General features: G+C 34.9%; 14 protein-coding genes and 1 tRNA gene. 6 read left to right on the forward strand and 9 right to left on the reverse strand.

Annotated elements, in window-relative coordinates; all coding sequences use genetic code 11:
- Positions 1-114: 114 nt before the first annotated feature.
- The 9 genes from IEV72_RS08830 to IEV72_RS08870 form a co-directional block, all read right to left on the reverse strand.
- Positions 115-1341, reverse strand: a complete 1227-nt coding sequence (locus IEV72_RS08830) for a hypothetical protein (protein WP_188458736.1) — start codon at positions 1339-1341, stop codon at positions 115-117.
- 219 nt (positions 1342-1560) lie between these two features.
- Positions 1561-1635: transfer RNA gene (locus IEV72_RS08835), tRNA-Val, on the reverse strand.
- A gap of 75 nt (positions 1636-1710) precedes the next feature.
- Positions 1711-2940: a bifunctional folylpolyglutamate synthase/dihydrofolate synthase gene (locus IEV72_RS08840; protein ID WP_188458737.1), complete on the reverse strand. Its 1230-nt coding sequence runs from the start codon at positions 2938-2940 to the stop codon at positions 1711-1713.
- Positions 2941-2946: 6 nt separating this feature from the next.
- Positions 2947-3831, reverse strand: a complete 885-nt coding sequence (locus IEV72_RS08845) for an energy transducer TonB (protein WP_188458738.1) — start codon at positions 3829-3831, stop codon at positions 2947-2949.
- 1 nt (position 3832) lies between these two features.
- Positions 3833-4225, reverse strand: coding sequence for an ExbD/TolR family protein (locus tag IEV72_RS08850; RefSeq protein WP_188458739.1), 393 nt, complete (start codon positions 4223-4225; stop codon positions 3833-3835).
- 1 nt (position 4226) lies between these two features.
- Entirely contained in the window at positions 4227-4913 is a 687-nt protein-coding gene (locus IEV72_RS08855; protein WP_188458740.1) for a MotA/TolQ/ExbB proton channel family protein, read from the reverse strand.
- A 65-nt stretch (positions 4914-4978) separates the two neighbouring features.
- Positions 4979-6364 (reverse strand): sodium:proton antiporter NhaD, encoded by a 1386-nt coding sequence (nhaD, locus tag IEV72_RS08860; protein ID WP_308420171.1) that lies wholly within the window; start codon positions 6362-6364, stop codon positions 4979-4981.
- Between the two features lie 21 nt (positions 6365-6385).
- Positions 6386-7612, reverse strand: coding sequence for a Glu/Leu/Phe/Val dehydrogenase dimerization domain-containing protein (locus IEV72_RS08865; protein WP_188458741.1), 1227 nt, complete (start codon positions 7610-7612; stop codon positions 6386-6388).
- 111 nt (positions 7613-7723) lie between these two features.
- Positions 7724-8788: an anhydro-N-acetylmuramic acid kinase gene (locus IEV72_RS08870; RefSeq protein ID WP_188458742.1), complete on the reverse strand. Its 1065-nt coding sequence runs from the start codon at positions 8786-8788 to the stop codon at positions 7724-7726.
- A gap of 114 nt (positions 8789-8902) precedes the next feature.
- Between IEV72_RS08870 and IEV72_RS08875 the strand changes: the two genes are divergently transcribed.
- The 6 genes from IEV72_RS08875 to IEV72_RS08900 all read left to right on the forward strand — a co-directional run bounded on the left by IEV72_RS08875 (position 8903) and on the right by IEV72_RS08900 (position 14654).
- Complete coding sequence (locus IEV72_RS08875) at positions 8903-10045, forward strand: acyl-CoA dehydrogenase family protein (RefSeq protein ID WP_188458743.1); 1143 nt, start codon at positions 8903-8905, stop codon at positions 10043-10045.
- A 347-nt stretch (positions 10046-10392) separates the two neighbouring features.
- Entirely contained in the window at positions 10393-11094 is a 702-nt protein-coding gene (lipB, locus tag IEV72_RS08880; RefSeq protein ID WP_188458744.1) for a lipoyl(octanoyl) transferase LipB, read from the forward strand.
- Positions 11087-11878, forward strand: coding sequence for an alpha/beta fold hydrolase (locus IEV72_RS08885; protein ID WP_188458745.1), 792 nt, complete (start codon positions 11087-11089; stop codon positions 11876-11878). Before lipB ends, IEV72_RS08885 begins: the two co-directional genes overlap by 8 nt.
- A 61-nt stretch (positions 11879-11939) precedes the next feature.
- Positions 11940-13052, forward strand: coding sequence for an acyloxyacyl hydrolase (locus tag IEV72_RS08890; RefSeq protein ID WP_188458746.1), 1113 nt, complete (start codon positions 11940-11942; stop codon positions 13050-13052).
- Positions 13052-13804 (forward strand): head GIN domain-containing protein, encoded by a 753-nt coding sequence (locus tag IEV72_RS08895; RefSeq protein WP_188458747.1) that lies wholly within the window; start codon positions 13052-13054, stop codon positions 13802-13804. The genes IEV72_RS08890 and IEV72_RS08895 overlap by 1 nt, the downstream gene beginning before the upstream one ends.
- A 10-nt stretch (positions 13805-13814) precedes the next feature.
- Positions 13815-14654: an alpha/beta hydrolase family protein gene (locus IEV72_RS08900; RefSeq protein WP_188458748.1), complete on the forward strand. Its 840-nt coding sequence runs from the start codon at positions 13815-13817 to the stop codon at positions 14652-14654.
- The last annotated feature ends 37 nt before the right edge of the window (positions 14655-14691 follow it).

A 14691-nucleotide genomic window follows, 5' to 3' on the forward strand; every position in this document is an offset into this window, starting at 1 on the left:
ATACTGCATCACCTGAAAATACTAAAGTATATAAATCATTAAAAATAACTACCAAGGACCAAATTAAAACTGTACCTGTAGATTTAAAAGGGTATTTTATGTCTGAACAATCCCTTAAAAAAGTTGATACCCAAAAACAAAACCTATACTTCCATCAGCATCAACCGACACTAAATTATCAAGAGCAGATTGCTTAGAAATATAATAATTTAATGAAAATAAATATTTTTTATTAAAAGTTGCTCCTAAACCAATTATAAAACTACTTTTCTTATATTTTTGTTTACCTTCATTGTTCTGTGGTACTTTTAAAGATGCTTCTCCTCCTAAAAAGACATTATATGCATAAGCTGCACTTAGAAATAATTCAGTCTTATCATTAATTTCAAGATACCTTCTTATACCAATAGGCATTTCTAAAATCATTAGTTCTAGACCTGGTTCATAGTTTGATGGATTTAATAAGTCTTGGTATAATCCACCATCGTAAGATGAACTACCTGCCTGAGTGTACTGAAAATTAGGTTGCACAAACAAACGCCACTTATCTACATCATTTGTGTATGTGAACTCGGCATCAAAGCCTAATGCATAAGAAAATTGGCTACTAAAAGGATCTTCTCTTCTATACAGTTCTTCTCCAGCATAAATATAACCAACACTTGAAGTGATTTTTGGTGTGTAAAATCCACCAATAATAGCTTTTAAATCAACTTCCACTTTTCTTCTATCCTTAAAAAAGTTAGCATACACAAAATTTTTACATTCAAAATAATCTTTGAAAAATCCAACTAAACTCTCTGCATTGTATTTTATTTCGGCGTATTTACTAACGTTAAAACCTTCGCAGAATAAATGTTCATATAGTTGTTTTTGAAATTCTCTATTCTTGGCAAATTTTGATTTTTCTTCTGCAAACTTTAATAAATGAAGTTGGTTCTCACTGCTGAAGAAAAAAATGTCTTGTTTATCTTCAAGAACATATAATGTTTTATCAGATTCTAACAATACTTTTAAAAATAGTTGTTCTCCTTCTTTTCTAATTAAATTAAGTTGATCGTCAAACACATTAACATTCAAAGTAAAGCGTTTGTAGTAATGATCTGTTTCGTAAAGTTTAAATTCAGTGACATCTTCAATCCCTTTAGTTGTAAATTTTGCATCACTATTATCCTTAAATTCGAAACTTACAGGGGTTTTTACCCAAGGTTTATACCTAATTAATCCTTCTGTCTTTTCTCCTTTATTATCTATAAAATAGCCTTCTTTTAAATAAACTTGTGCATAGATATTGACAGAAGTTAGTAAGGTAATGCCTAAGTAGATGAGTTTGTTTTTCAAAATAAGTTAGAATTAAATTTCACAACAAACTTATCATTTTTTATGAAAATCAAAATAATGTCTTTAAGTTTTATTTAAAGTTGTTTATTTAACGATAGTTGAATAAGTGTTTATTTGTTTATTCTCAAATATGTAAGCATACAAAGTTGAATCCCAGATGAAGTTTCAATTTGAGAATTACACATAAAAAAAGCTCCAACTTTTTAAGTTGAAGCTTTGTGGGCGCAGAGGGAGTCGAACCCCCGACCTTCTGGGTGTAAACCAGACGCTCTAAACCAACTGAGCTATGCGCCCTTCTCAATTGCGAGTGCAAATATAATTCAAATTTCAAGATTGCAAAATTTTTATTTTGATTTTTTTGAAAATATTTTAGGCTTCTTTAATATACGTTAGCAAGTCTGCAACTATAAAGGTGCTGCCACCTACAAAAACCAAGTCATCTTTAGTTGAAGCCAATAATGCTGCTTGATAAGCTTCTTTTACTGAAGCGTAACAAAATCCCTGAAAACCAATTTTTTGCGCTTCACTAAATAGGATTTCGCTAGAAAGTGCACGTGGAATTTCAGGCTGACAAAAATAATACTTCGCTGACTTAGGCAATAAAGCTAAAATGGAAGCTACATCTTTATCGTTTACCATCCCAAAAACGATGTGCAGCTGCTTAAAGGATTCTTTAGCCAATTCTTCTGCAATTAATTTTATACCTGCCACATTATGTCCTGTGTCGCAAATTACTTTAGGTTGTTCTTGCAAAATTTGCCAACGACCTAGCAAACCGGTGTTTTCTTTGACTTTTTCTATGCCTTTCTGAATTGCTTCTTCGCTTAAGTTGAATTGCTTCTCTAGAACTAATAAACACTCAGCTAAAGTGTTTAAATTTTTTTGCTGATACTTTACCTGACTAGTGTATCTAATTTTTGATGAAGCTTGATTGGTTAGAAAAAGTGACGCATCAACACTACTTGCTTTTTCTTCAAAAACAGGAAAAGTTTCAGGGTGAAATTCACCAATTACAACTGGAGTATTGGGTTTAATAATTCCTGCTTTTTCTCCTGCAATTTTGGTTAACGTGTTTCCTAATAAAGCAGTATGATCTAATGAAATATTGGTAATTACAGATAATTCGGGTTCTATAATATTGGTAGAATCTAATCTTCCACCAAGACCTACTTCAATAATGGCAATGTCTACTTTATTTTCTGCAAAGTGCGAAAATGCCATACCTACAGTCATTTCAAAGAAGGAAAGTTGCTGTTTTTTCATGAAATCTTGATGCTTCACAACAAAGTCAATCACATTTTGTTCAGTAATTAATTCACCATTAATTTTGATGCGTTCCCGAAAGTCTATTAAATGAGGTGATGTGTACAAACCAACTTTATAGCCGGCTTCTTGAAAAACAGAAGCCAATAAATGGCTAACCGAACCTTTTCCGTTAGTTCCTCCAACATGAATAGATTTGAATTTGTTTTCAGGCTTCTGTAAGTAATCTGAAAAAGCAATGCTATTATCTAAATTGGCTTTGTAAGCTGCTTTTCCTTGGCGCTGATACATGGGTAGTTGGCTAAATAACCAATTGATGCACTCTTGATAATTCATCTAAAATTATTCAGAAAGTCTAAATACGTATGTGATATAGCCTATTTGTCTAGTTGGAGCATTCAAATCCTTATTGAATTTTGTATTCCTTGCAGCTCGTTCAGCTGGCTCTAGCAAACAACTGCTGGTATTGGTTGTTCCTTTAACTCCTGCTTTTGCTCGAACAACTTCGCCGTTTTGGTTTACTTCAATTTCTACCACAACTTCACCAGTTTCATTACATTCTTGTACATATTTTGTTTTAGCAAGTGCTTTTCTTCCTCCTAAACGGTAGTTTCCATCGCCGTCTATTCCTGTTCCAGTTCCGTAATAGGATTTTGCATCAGGATTGCCATCAGGATCGCCTTTGTCTCCAGCTTTATCATCATCTCCTTCACCTTCTGCATCGGCACCATCTTGCTCATCTCCTGACAGCATGCTTTCCATTGCATCGGTAACATCTTTATTAGGTTGTGGGTCTGGTTCTTTTTCAGGAACTTCCTCTACTGGTTCTTCTTCAGGAATTTCTTCTACTTCTTCTTTTTGTTCTTCTTCTTGTTTCTCTTCAACGGGTTCTTCCGTTTCTTCTTTAGGATCTTCTTTTTCTTCAATCACTGGGGCATCTTCTTCATTTTGAGTAGCTACATCTTCAACTACTTCATCTGTAGTAGAACTCGTTTCTTGCGGAGTGGGCTCAGGTGTGTTTTGCTGTGGTGATGTTTTTACAGGTTCAGTAGGCTGCTCATCTCCTGCTCCATAATCTGTAGTCCCGAAGTTAATTGCGATACCGCTTTCTGGTGGTGGATCTAAATATTTCAAGCCAGCTAAAAACAAGAAAATGATAAGCAGCACATACAAGATGCTGGTTATTATAAAGGATTTTTTCTGATGTTTTGTTTCTAAAAAGGCCATTTTAATTCGGCTTTACCGCTAAAATAATTTTAAAACGATTTTTGTTAGCAATATCCATTACACTTACAGCATTTTCAATTGGAACACCTTCGGCTGCTCGCAAAATAATGGTTGGTTCTTCAATTCCTTTTAATCTTGCTTTTAATACTGATTCTAATTGACTTTTATTCACTTTTTCTTCGTTCACATAAAAATCTAAAGATTCGGTTATGCTCACTGAAAGATTTTGTTGGTTGGTGGATTTTCCTTTTGCCTTGGGCAAAATTAAGTCTAAGGCTTCTGGTGTTATAACTGGCGAAGTAAGCATGAAAAAAACCAGCAAAAGAAAAACAATGTCCGTCATAGAAGACATGCTAAACTCTGGACTTACTTTATTTCTTCCGCGTAAATTCATCTTAAGTAGGTTCGTTTAATAAATCTAAGAAATCCACCGCTGTAGTTTCCATTTGATGAACTACTTTATCGGTTTTTACCACCAAGTGATTATATCCCATATAAGCAATAATTCCAACTACTAAACCACAAACAGTAGTTGTCATAGCGGTGTAAATGCCTTCTGCTAATAAACCCATTTCGGCTTGACCGCTGCTTGTTGCTAATTCATGAAAAGCTAAAACCATACCAATTACTGTTCCTAAAAACCCAATCATAGGTGCAGCTCCTGCAATGGTAGCTAATATGGCTACATTTTTTTCAAGTTTATACACTTCTAATCGACCAGCGTTTTCAATAGCGGTATTAATATCTTCTAATGGGCTTCCAATTCTGGAAATTCCTTTAGCGGTTAATCTTGCAACAGGAGAATTTTCCTGAGCACAGCGTACTTTAGCAGATTCTATATTTCCGGTAGTTACGGCATCTCGAATTTGCGCCATAAAATTTTTATCTGTTTTTGAAGCTGCTCGAACAGCAAAAAGACGTTCAAAATAAATGTAAATGGCTGCAAAAAGCAACACGCATAAAATGCTAATAATAATTGCACCTCCTGTGCCACTTCTAAAAAGTAAATCGAATAAAACCAGTTTTTCTTCAGTGGTTTCGTCTGCTACTTCTGCAACATCTTGAATGAGATATGTAAGCATAGTTAAATTGAGTTATTGTGTAATTAAAACGCTAAAGTAATTAATAAATTTTGCGAGACTTCAAATTAAGCATAGAAAAACTTTTCGATAATGATAAACACGCCTGCGCCAGCCAAGAAGCCGACCAAAGCTAACCAAGCAATTTTCTTTAAATACCAAATAAAGTCTATTTTTTCCATACCCATGGCAGCCACACCAGCAGCAGATCCGATGACCAATAAACTACCTCCAGTTCCAGCTGAATAAGCAATAAAATGCCAAATAGGATGATCAATTTCATAGGTATACATTCCCATGGTGGCTGCAACCATGGGTACATTATCAATTAAAGCTGACAAAGCACCTAATAACAAAACCACTACATCCATATTTGGAATAGCAACCGAAATAGATTCTGCTGCATAACGCAATGCACCTACTTCTTCTCCATTAATGCTTCCCCAAACTACACTTTCTAAAACACCAACAGCTAATAAAATTCCTAAGAAAAATAAAATACTTGAAAATTCAATTTTAGAAAGTGCTTTGTGTGTAGAATACACATGCTTCTGATTTCTAGGTAAATTTTTCTCTGGTTTTACATATTCTGAAACCATCCATACTACGCCTAAACTAAACATCATTCCTAAATAGGGTGGCAATCCTGTAATCCCTTTAAAAATAGGAACAAAGGCAATAGCTGCTAATCCAGTCCATAGCATTTTCTTACTGCTTAGTAAACGATGCGCTTCTACATCGGCAATTAGTTCCTTTCGTATAGCTTTCCCCCGAAAAGGTTTCAAATATCCTGCGATAAAAAAAGGAACCACAAAACAAACCAAGGATGGTAAAATCAAGTATTCAGACAATCCTACAGCAGTAACCTTTCCGCCAATCCATAACATGGTTGTGGTTACATCTCCTATTGGTGACCATGCACCACCTGCATTGGCTGCAATAATTATCATTCCAGCAAACCAAATCCTGTAACTTCGTTTTACAAGGATTTTTCTTAGTAAGGTTACTAAAATAATGGTAGCGGTAAGGTTGTCTATAATAGCTGAAAGAACAAAGGCCAAAATCCCCATTGCCCATAATAATCTACGCTTATTTTTATGCGTAATCATGTTTTTGATAATGGCAAAACCACGGTGTAAATCAATAATTTCTACAATGGTCATCGCGCCGATTAAAAAGAAAAGAATTTCTGCGGCAGCACTAAAATGATAAATTAAATTACGCTTAAACCCGTATAGTTGCTCTTCTTCTTCACCAGAAGTTAAATTATACACATCTCCATAATGGTCAACAATAGATAACCATCCTTCATTAAAACCAAAAGCTAGAACAGCCCACATTAAAGTTCCCATTAGCAAAGCAGGAACTGCTTTATCTAATTTTAAGTTGTGTTCTAAAGTAATAGACAAATAACCTACTACAAAAATTACGATCAGAAGCGTTGCTATACTCATGCTATAAAGTTGTTTTTCATATTACAGAAGTTGTTTCAGTGAAATTTCAAAAGCGGTTGCACTTATATTTTTACTTTCACTACTATGGTCAAAAACGTTTTGCAGGGCATTTTTAATGGTAATGGAAGTGTCATTAAAGATGGCTTCGTCTGTCATTTGGACTTTGCGTTCCATAAAATAAGCAAAAACACGAGCCATACCGCAATTGCCGATAAAGTCAGGAATTAAGCTCACACGTTCATCTGTATACTCCATTATTGGACCAAAAAATATTTCTTTATCAGCAAAAGGCACATTGGCACCAGAAGAAATTACCTCCAAACTACTTTCTAACATTTGGTCTACTTGTGCTTTGGTAATTAATCGTGAAGCAGCGCAAGGAGCAAATATTTCGGCTTCTAATTTCCAAATTTGTTCATTTACTTCTTCAAAAGAAAGCATGTTTTCTGCTTCTAATTTATTACCATTTTTATGGAGGTAAAGTTCTTTAATTTCTTCAAAACTAAAACCATTTTGGTTAATTAACCCGCCAACACTATCAATAATACCAACAATTTTCACTCCCATTTTCGCTAGATAGAAAGCTGCTGCTGAGCCTACATTTCCAAAACCTTGAACAATGGCTCTTTTTTCTGAAATGTTTCCGCCATAAATAGAATAGTAATGTTTGATTGATTCAGCTACTCCAAAACCAGTAATCATATCGGCTACCGTATATTTTCGATACACATCAGGCGAATAATCGGTATTTTCTAAAACCTTAATTACACCATTTCGCAACTGACCAATCCGATTGATTTTATCGGCTTCGGTTGGCTGAAAATGACCACTAAAAACACCTTCTTGTGGATGCCAAACACCACATTCTTCAGTTATTGGGATTACTTCATGAATTTCATCTACATTCAAGTCTCCACCTGTTCCGTAGTAACTCTTCAACAACGGGGAAACTGCTTTGTACCAACGTTCTAAAACACCTTTTTTTCTGGGATCGTTAGGATCAAAATTGATGCCTGATTTAGCTCCGCCAATGGCTGGACCAGAAACGGTGAATTTTACTTCCATGGTTTTGGCCAAAGAAAGTACTTCATTCATGTCTAAACCTTTTCGCATTCGAGTTCCACCGCCAGCTGCACCACCTCTTAACGAATTGATAACCACCCAACCTTCTGCCTCGGTTTCGCTATCATTCCAATTAAAAACTATTTCTGGTGTTTTATTTTCGTATTTGTTGAGTAATTCCTTCATGTAAACTTTTTCTGAAATATGGCAACAAATATAAGTAATGAAGTAAGTTAAAATGGGTTTTGTTTAAAAAGAATATAAGGTTTTCTTAAAACACAAATTATTTATTCTTATTTAAGAAGCGGGGAAGATTTTTCCAGACGAATGGTTTTTTGAAGCTCCTGTAACACTCGCCAATACATTGGTTTCATTCCGCATACGCAAAACGCCTAAGAAGGCAAAAATAAGTGCTTCTTTGTAATTGATGATTTTGTTGTGGGGCAAAACAATTTCGGCTTCAGACTTTTCTTTAATTAAACCTATTAAATACAAATTGAAGGCTCCTCCACCTGTAATTAAAACCTTTTTATCCTTTTGAAGAATTTTTGCAATTTGAAATGCGGCATGATGTGTTAATGTAGAAATAATGACTTCGGTTGATAATCGATGCTTTTCAACCACAGGTAAAAAAACTGCTTCAATCCATTCTTTACCCAAAGACTTAGGACTTGATTTTTGATAAAACTCCAATTTATTCAACTCTTGTAAGAGCGCTTCGTCAGGCTGATTTGCTTTAGCTATCGCTCCATTTTCATCAAAAGCTAAACCCAATTTTTCTGTGAAATAATTCAATACAATATTTACTGGGCAAACATCATAAGCAATGCGTTTTTGGTCTTGTTGAAGCGAAATATTAGCGAATCCTCCTAAATTTAAACACATATCAAATTCATTAAAAAGCAGTTCATCGCCAATAGGAACCAAAGGCGCGCCTTGACCGCCCAATTGCACATCTTGTATTCTAAAATCGCAAACTACTGGAACCTTTAATTTACTTGTAATCTTAGCTAAATTTCCTATTTGAAGCGTGATTCCGTTTTCAGGTTGATGCAAAACCGTATGACCATGAGAAGCCACAAAATCTAAATTTGTAATAGATTTTCTCGAGATAAAACTTGAAATGGCTTCACTTAAAAAAAAGGTGTAAGCTTCATTTAAGTTTGCTAATTCTTCTGCACCTAAAAGGTGAGCATTTTGCAATTTTTGTTTCCAATTCACTGAATACGAAATGGTTTCAGCTTGAATAATTTTAAATTTCCAAATAGTATTTTTGGAAAATCCAACATAACAAAAATCTATTCCGTCTAGAGAAGTTCCAGACATGACACCAATGGCGTGATATATTTTTTCGGAATTCATAGTAAAACCAGCTAATTAACTACATCGATTGAATAATTCGTAAAAATAGCTAAAAACTACTGAAAATTAAGCAGTTTAAAGTATATTTGCGCTCGTAAAATTAAGGAACAAGATATGGATTTTAAATTGACTGAAGAACACGAAATGATTCGTCAGGCTGCGAAAGATTTTGCCAAAAACGAATTGCTCCCTGGAGTTGTAGAACGCGATAATAAGCAAGAGTTTCCAACGGAACAAATTAAAAAACTAGGTGAGCTTGGATTCATGGGAATGATGGCCAATCCCGAATACGGCGGCGGCGGAATGGACACTGTTTCGTATGTGTTGGCCATGGAAGAACTTTCTAAAATAGATGCTTCTGCTTCGGTTGTAGTTTCGGTAAACAACTCTTTGGTTTGCTGGGGTTTAGATACCTACGGAAACCATGAGCAAAAAGAAAAATACTTAACTAAACTTACTTCTGGCGAAGCAATTGGCGCTTTTTGTTTAAGCGAACCTGAAGCAGGAAGCGATGCTACTTCCCAAAAAACTACAGCTATAGACCATGGCGACCATTATATTTTAAACGGAACTAAAAACTGGATTACCAATGGCAATTCTGCCGACTATCACTTGGTAATTGCACAAACCGACCGCGAAAAGAAACACCGTGGAATTAATGCATTTATTGTAGAAAAAGGTTGGGAAGGTTTTGAAATTGGTCCCAAAGAAGACAAAATGGGAATCCGTGGAAGCGACACACATTCCTTAATTTTTAACGATGTAAAAGTGCCAAAAGAAAACCGAATTGGTGAAGATGGTTTCGGATTTAAATTCGCGATGAAAACCTTATCGGGTGGACGTATTGGTATTGCAGCTCAAGCCCTAGGAATTGCAGCAGGTGCTTACGAATTGGCACTGGAATACTCCAAAACTAGAAAAGCTTTTGGTACAGAAATTAAAAACCACCAAGCCATCGCTTTTAAATTAGCAGATATGCACACGCAAATTGAAGCAGCAAGGCTCTTGGTTATGAAAGCCGCAGTAGATAAAGACAATGGCGATAACTACGATTTATCTGGCGCCATGGCTAAATTATATGCATCTCAAGTAGCAATGGATGTAACTACAGAAGCAGTACAAGTACACGGCGGAAATGGTTATGTAAAAGAATACCATGTAGAACGCTTAATGCGCGATGCAAAAATTACTCAGATTTACGAAGGAACTTCAGAAATCCAAAAAATAGTTATTTCTAGGACCATTTTACAAGATTAAATTTCATAGATTACCATATCAAAATCCCGTCTTTTTAGATGGGATTTTTTTTGCTTTCAAATTTTCTTTTTTGCAGCTAATCCCGCTATACGTTACAAGTCCGCAGCCTTCACTAAGTAAAAATTATTGCGCTGCAAGAGCTTCCTATCGGTCGCTTTACCGCTTATTTTTTTACTAAGCTCAGTCTTTGCGTGCTTTTCACTTCTATCGGGGCTAAGTGCTAATTAAATATTGAACTAACTTCATCTAAATATATTAGTTAATTTTACTTCTTCATAAACATTGTTTGCAATTCAAAATAGTCTAAAACCATAAACTTCATTCCTAAATTTCATACCTTTGTACACATGAATAAGCAAATACAAGTACTGGAATTAGGACAAAAAGACTACAAGGAAACTTGGGATTTTCAAGAAGAATTGTTCCAGGAAATCGTGAACAAAAAAATACAAAACCGAAGAGAAAACACTCAATTACTTACTCCTAATCATCTATTACTTGTAGAACATCCGCATGTATATACTTTGGGTAAAAGTGGTGATTCTTCTAATTTACTGCTCAACGAAAAACAACTAGTTGAAAAAAAAGCTAGGTTTTATAAAATTAACCGCGGTGGCGATATTACCTATCACGGACCTGGACAAATTGTAGGTTATCCTATTTTAGATTTGGAAAACTTTTTCACCGATATTCATAAATATTTACGGCTTTTAGAAGAAATGATTATCCTCACTTTAGCCGAATACGGCTTAAAAGCTGAAAGAAGCAAAGGAGAAACCGGAGTTTGGTTAGATGTCGGAACTCCATTTGCTCGTAAAATTTGCGCCATGGGCGTTCGCGCTTCGCGTTGGGTTACCATGCATGGTTTTGCTTTAAATGTAAATGTAGATTTAGGTTATTTCGATAACATTGTACCCTGCGGAATTCAGGACAAAGCAGTGACTTCTCTAAATGTAGAATTAGGACAAACCGAAGTTGATGTAACTGAAGTGAAAGCCAAGCTTAAAAAACATTTCTTCCATTTATTTGAAGCCGAATTAGTTGAATAATCCATTATCATCTTTTCAATTTAAGCAGACGCCTTTGTATTACCAAGATGTTGGTAAAGGCAAAGTAGTGCTTTTTATTCACGGTTTTTTAGAAAACCACAGCATGTGGAAAAATACTATTGAAAATTTTGCTCCAAATTGCCGTTGTATTGCGCCCGATTTATTTGGGCATGGAAATTCACCAGCATTAGGTTATGTGCATGAAATGAAAACCTACGCACAAGCTATGGCTAAACTCACCAATCATTTACAAATTGAAAAATATGCCGTAGTTGGACACTCCATGGGCGGATACGTAGCAATGGAATTGCAACAGCTTCAACCCGAAAAAATAAGCGATTTGGTTTTGCTAAATTCTACTCCACTACCCGATTCTGAAGAACGTAAAAAAGATCGTGAGCGAGCTATTCGAGCGATTCAAAAATTTCCTGAAGCTTTTGTGCAAATGGCAGTAAAGAATTTATTTTTACCGGCAGACCAACTTCGTTTACAAAAGGAAATTAATCAAGCCATAATGGAAGCTAAAAAATGTAGTAAACAAGGTGTTATTGCAACGCTAAAAGGATTAAAAGCTCGTGTAAATCATCAGGAAACTTTTTTAGATGCAAAATCAAATAAATTGGTTATTGCAGGAAAACAAGATCAAGTTGTTCCTTTTAAAAAGCTAAAAGAAAGTATAAAAGGCAGTAAAGCAAAACTATTGAGCTTCAATGGTGGACACATGAGCCATCTAGAGTTTCCAAACGAATTAAATGTAGCGCTATCTAATTTTCTAAAATTTTAAGATTGTTTCAAAATAAACGTATATTTCGCTGATTTTAATGCCTGTTAAGCTGATTTTAAACATGTCTAAACTTCATCTGTGGATTTTTTTAATTTTGTTCTTAGCAGTTATTCAAACTGGCTTTTCTCAAGTTGAAAAAAACCATACCGATGCATTTCAAATCAATTCGCTTTCGGGTTATATTTTAGATCATAGTCCAAATATTATACAGCTAATCCAAGGACCAACTCAAGGTTTCATGGCTTCTTGGGAACGCCAGACCTATGGAAAAAACGAATGGGAAAGAGCCTATAATTATCCGAGTTTTGGCGCTTCATTTATTGCGCAAGACATGGGTTCGCCAGAATTGGGAAGTGTATACAGCATTCATGCAGATTACCGATTTTTCTTTTTAAAACGCCAAGTAAGTTTGCAAGTTGGAACAGGTTTAGCATATGTAGAAAACCCGTTTCATCCCGAAGATAATCCTAAAAATTACGCTTATGGAAGTACCATTACAGGAAGTTTTTACGCAGGTTTGCATTACCGGAAAGATCAAATTTTTAATACTCCGTTGGGTGTACAAGTGGGTGCTTTTTTGATGCATTATTCCAACGGAAAAACCAAATCGCCAAACACCAGCACCAATAATTATGGAATTCAATTTGGCATTAATTACCAATTAGAAGAAGAATTTCCAGAATTTAAAACAGAACAGCTTGCTGATTTTAAAGCGGAAAATATCAAATTTAATTTCATGTTCAGTTCAGGGATGAATGATTTTGGGGTAATTGGCTTAGACAATAATCCTTTTTATGTTTTTACAGCCTACGCAGGCAAGCGTTTGAACCGAAAAAGCAGTTTTCATTTAGGAACCGAATTATTTTTATCGCATTCATTAAAGCAATACATTAACTACAGGTCGATTGCCTATGCAAACGAAGGTGGAATTACCGGAGATGAAGACTGGAAACGCGTAGGTTTATTTGCTGGACACGAATTATTTATTGGAAAATTAAGCTTGATTACCCAAGTAGGATATTACATTTACTATCCTGTAAAATACAATAAACAGTACTATACACGTGTGGGTTTAAAACGCTATTTAACGGATAAAATATTTGTTTCAATTATGCTAAAAACACACTTAGCAAAAGCTGAAGCAATGGAATACGGAATTGGAATACGTTTATGATGAAGAACGGAATATACCTTTTATTAGCAGTGTTGTTTTGGGCTTGTAGTCCAGAAGCAATAGGCGATTGCTTTACAGACAAAGGTGAAAAGGAAATTCAATTCTTTGATGTAGATACCTTTGAAAAAATTAGTATTCGAAGAAATATAGCCTTGCACATTACCCATGCCGAAACACAAAAAGTGGCTATTGAAGCTGATGAAAACATTTTAAACGGCATAGATTTGAAGCTTGTTGATGGAATTCTTGATGTAGAAGCTCAAGATTTATGCCCATCGGGAAGCAAAAACCCGCCATATATTGTTCATTTAGAAACGCCCAACCTAACAGAAATTAGAAATGCTTCACAATACAAAGTAATCAGCACGAATCAGTTGAATTTTGATACACTAAGACTAATCTCAGAAAATTACAACGATAGTTCTGCACTGACTGTTGGCGATTTTGAGTTGGATTTAAACCTAAATCAATTACACATTATTCATGCTGGAATTTCAGATTTTCAACTCAAAGGAAATACTACTAGAATGAATATTGGTTTTTACAGCGGTTCAGGTAGGATTTTTGCAGAAAACCTAGCTGCTGAAGAAATAAGTATTTATCATCGTGGTTTCGCAGATGTTCACGTGTATCCTGTTGAAAAAATTTCAGGAGAATTACGTTCTACAGGAAATCTTATTTTATACAATCAACCTCCTATTCAAAACCTGGAAACCTTTTTTACAGGCGAAATACTTTTTAATACTGAATAATAATAACATTATGCAAAACAAAGAATTTACCCTATCAGGAAAACACCAAAAAAACATAGTTGGAGATGTTACTTTTCAAGAAAACTCACAACCCAAAGCCTTGGTTATATTTTGCCATGGTTACAAAGGTTTTAAAGATTGGGGCGCTTGGCATTTAATAGCAAATGCTTTTGCAGAAGCAGGATTTTTCTTTGTGAAATTTAATTTTTCACATAATGGTATAGGCTCAGAAAATTCAACGGAATTTTCAGATTTAGAAGCTTTTGGAATGGATAACTTCAGCAAACAACTGGACGATTTAAATTCGGTAATCCAATTTTTTGAAGGTGAAAATGAATTCTCTTCAGAAATTGATTTTTCAAAATTATCTTTAATTGGTCATAGCCGTGGTGGCGGAATTGCAGTGATAAATGCCAATGAAGATGCACGAGTTAAAAAGTTGATAACTTGGGCTGGAGTTTCCGATTTTGGTAATCGGTTTCCCAAAGGAAAAAAGCTAGAACAATGGAAAAAAGATGGGGTTTATCATATCGTGAATGGCAGAACCAAACAAAAAATGCCACATTATATTCAGTTTTACGAAGATTTTCTAGACAACCAAAAACGCTTTCACATTAAAACTGCTGTAGAGCAATTGCAAATTCCTTATTTAGTCATGCACGGCACACATGATGAAACCGTAAATGTTGAAGAAGCAGAAATTTTATTCGACCATTCAACTACTTCAAAAATTAAATGGATTGCTAATGCTAATCATGTTTTTGCTATGAAACATCCGTGGGAAAAAAGTAGTTTGCCGCTGGAAGCTAAAGTTCTAGTAAAAGAAAGCATCACCTTTCTAAAAAAATAAACCCCACAATAAAATTGCAGGATTTATTAAAACTGTA

The sequence above is a fragment of the Psychroflexus planctonicus genome, assembly GCF_014640195.1.
GTDB classification, from domain to species: Bacteria; Bacteroidota; Bacteroidia; order Flavobacteriales; family Flavobacteriaceae; genus Psychroflexus; species Psychroflexus planctonicus.

Coding starts and splice junctions, on each gene's coding strand:
- IEV72_RS08840 (WP_188458737.1), bottom strand. CDS start 2,940: ATGAATTATCAAGAGTGCATCAATTGGTTATTTAGCCAACTACCCATG.
- IEV72_RS08845 (WP_188458738.1), bottom strand. CDS start 3,831: ATGGCCTTTTTAGAAACAAAACATCAGAAAAAATCCTTTATAATAACC.
- IEV72_RS08850 (WP_188458739.1), bottom strand. CDS start 4,225: ATGAATTTACGCGGAAGAAATAAAGTAAGTCCAGAGTTTAGCATGTCT.
- IEV72_RS08855 (WP_188458740.1), bottom strand. CDS start 4,913: ATGCTTACATATCTCATTCAAGATGTTGCAGAAGTAGCAGACGAAACC.
- nhaD (WP_308420171.1), bottom strand. CDS start 6,364: ATGAGTATAGCAACGCTTCTGATCGTAATTTTTGTAGTAGGTTATTTG.
- IEV72_RS08865 (WP_188458741.1), bottom strand. CDS start 7,612: ATGAAGGAATTACTCAACAAATACGAAAATAAAACACCAGAAATAGTT.
- IEV72_RS08870 (WP_188458742.1), bottom strand. CDS start 8,788: ATGAATTCCGAAAAAATATATCACGCCATTGGTGTCATGTCTGGAACT.
- IEV72_RS08875 (WP_188458743.1), top strand. CDS start 8,903: ATGGATTTTAAATTGACTGAAGAACACGAAATGATTCGTCAGGCTGCG.
- lipB (WP_188458744.1), top strand. CDS start 10,393: ATGAATAAGCAAATACAAGTACTGGAATTAGGACAAAAAGACTACAAG.
- IEV72_RS08890 (WP_188458746.1), top strand. CDS start 11,940: ATGTCTAAACTTCATCTGTGGATTTTTTTAATTTTGTTCTTAGCAGTT.
- IEV72_RS08895 (WP_188458747.1), top strand. CDS start 13,052: ATGAAGAACGGAATATACCTTTTATTAGCAGTGTTGTTTTGGGCTTGT.
- IEV72_RS08900 (WP_188458748.1), top strand. CDS start 13,815: ATGCAAAACAAAGAATTTACCCTATCAGGAAAACACCAAAAAAACATA.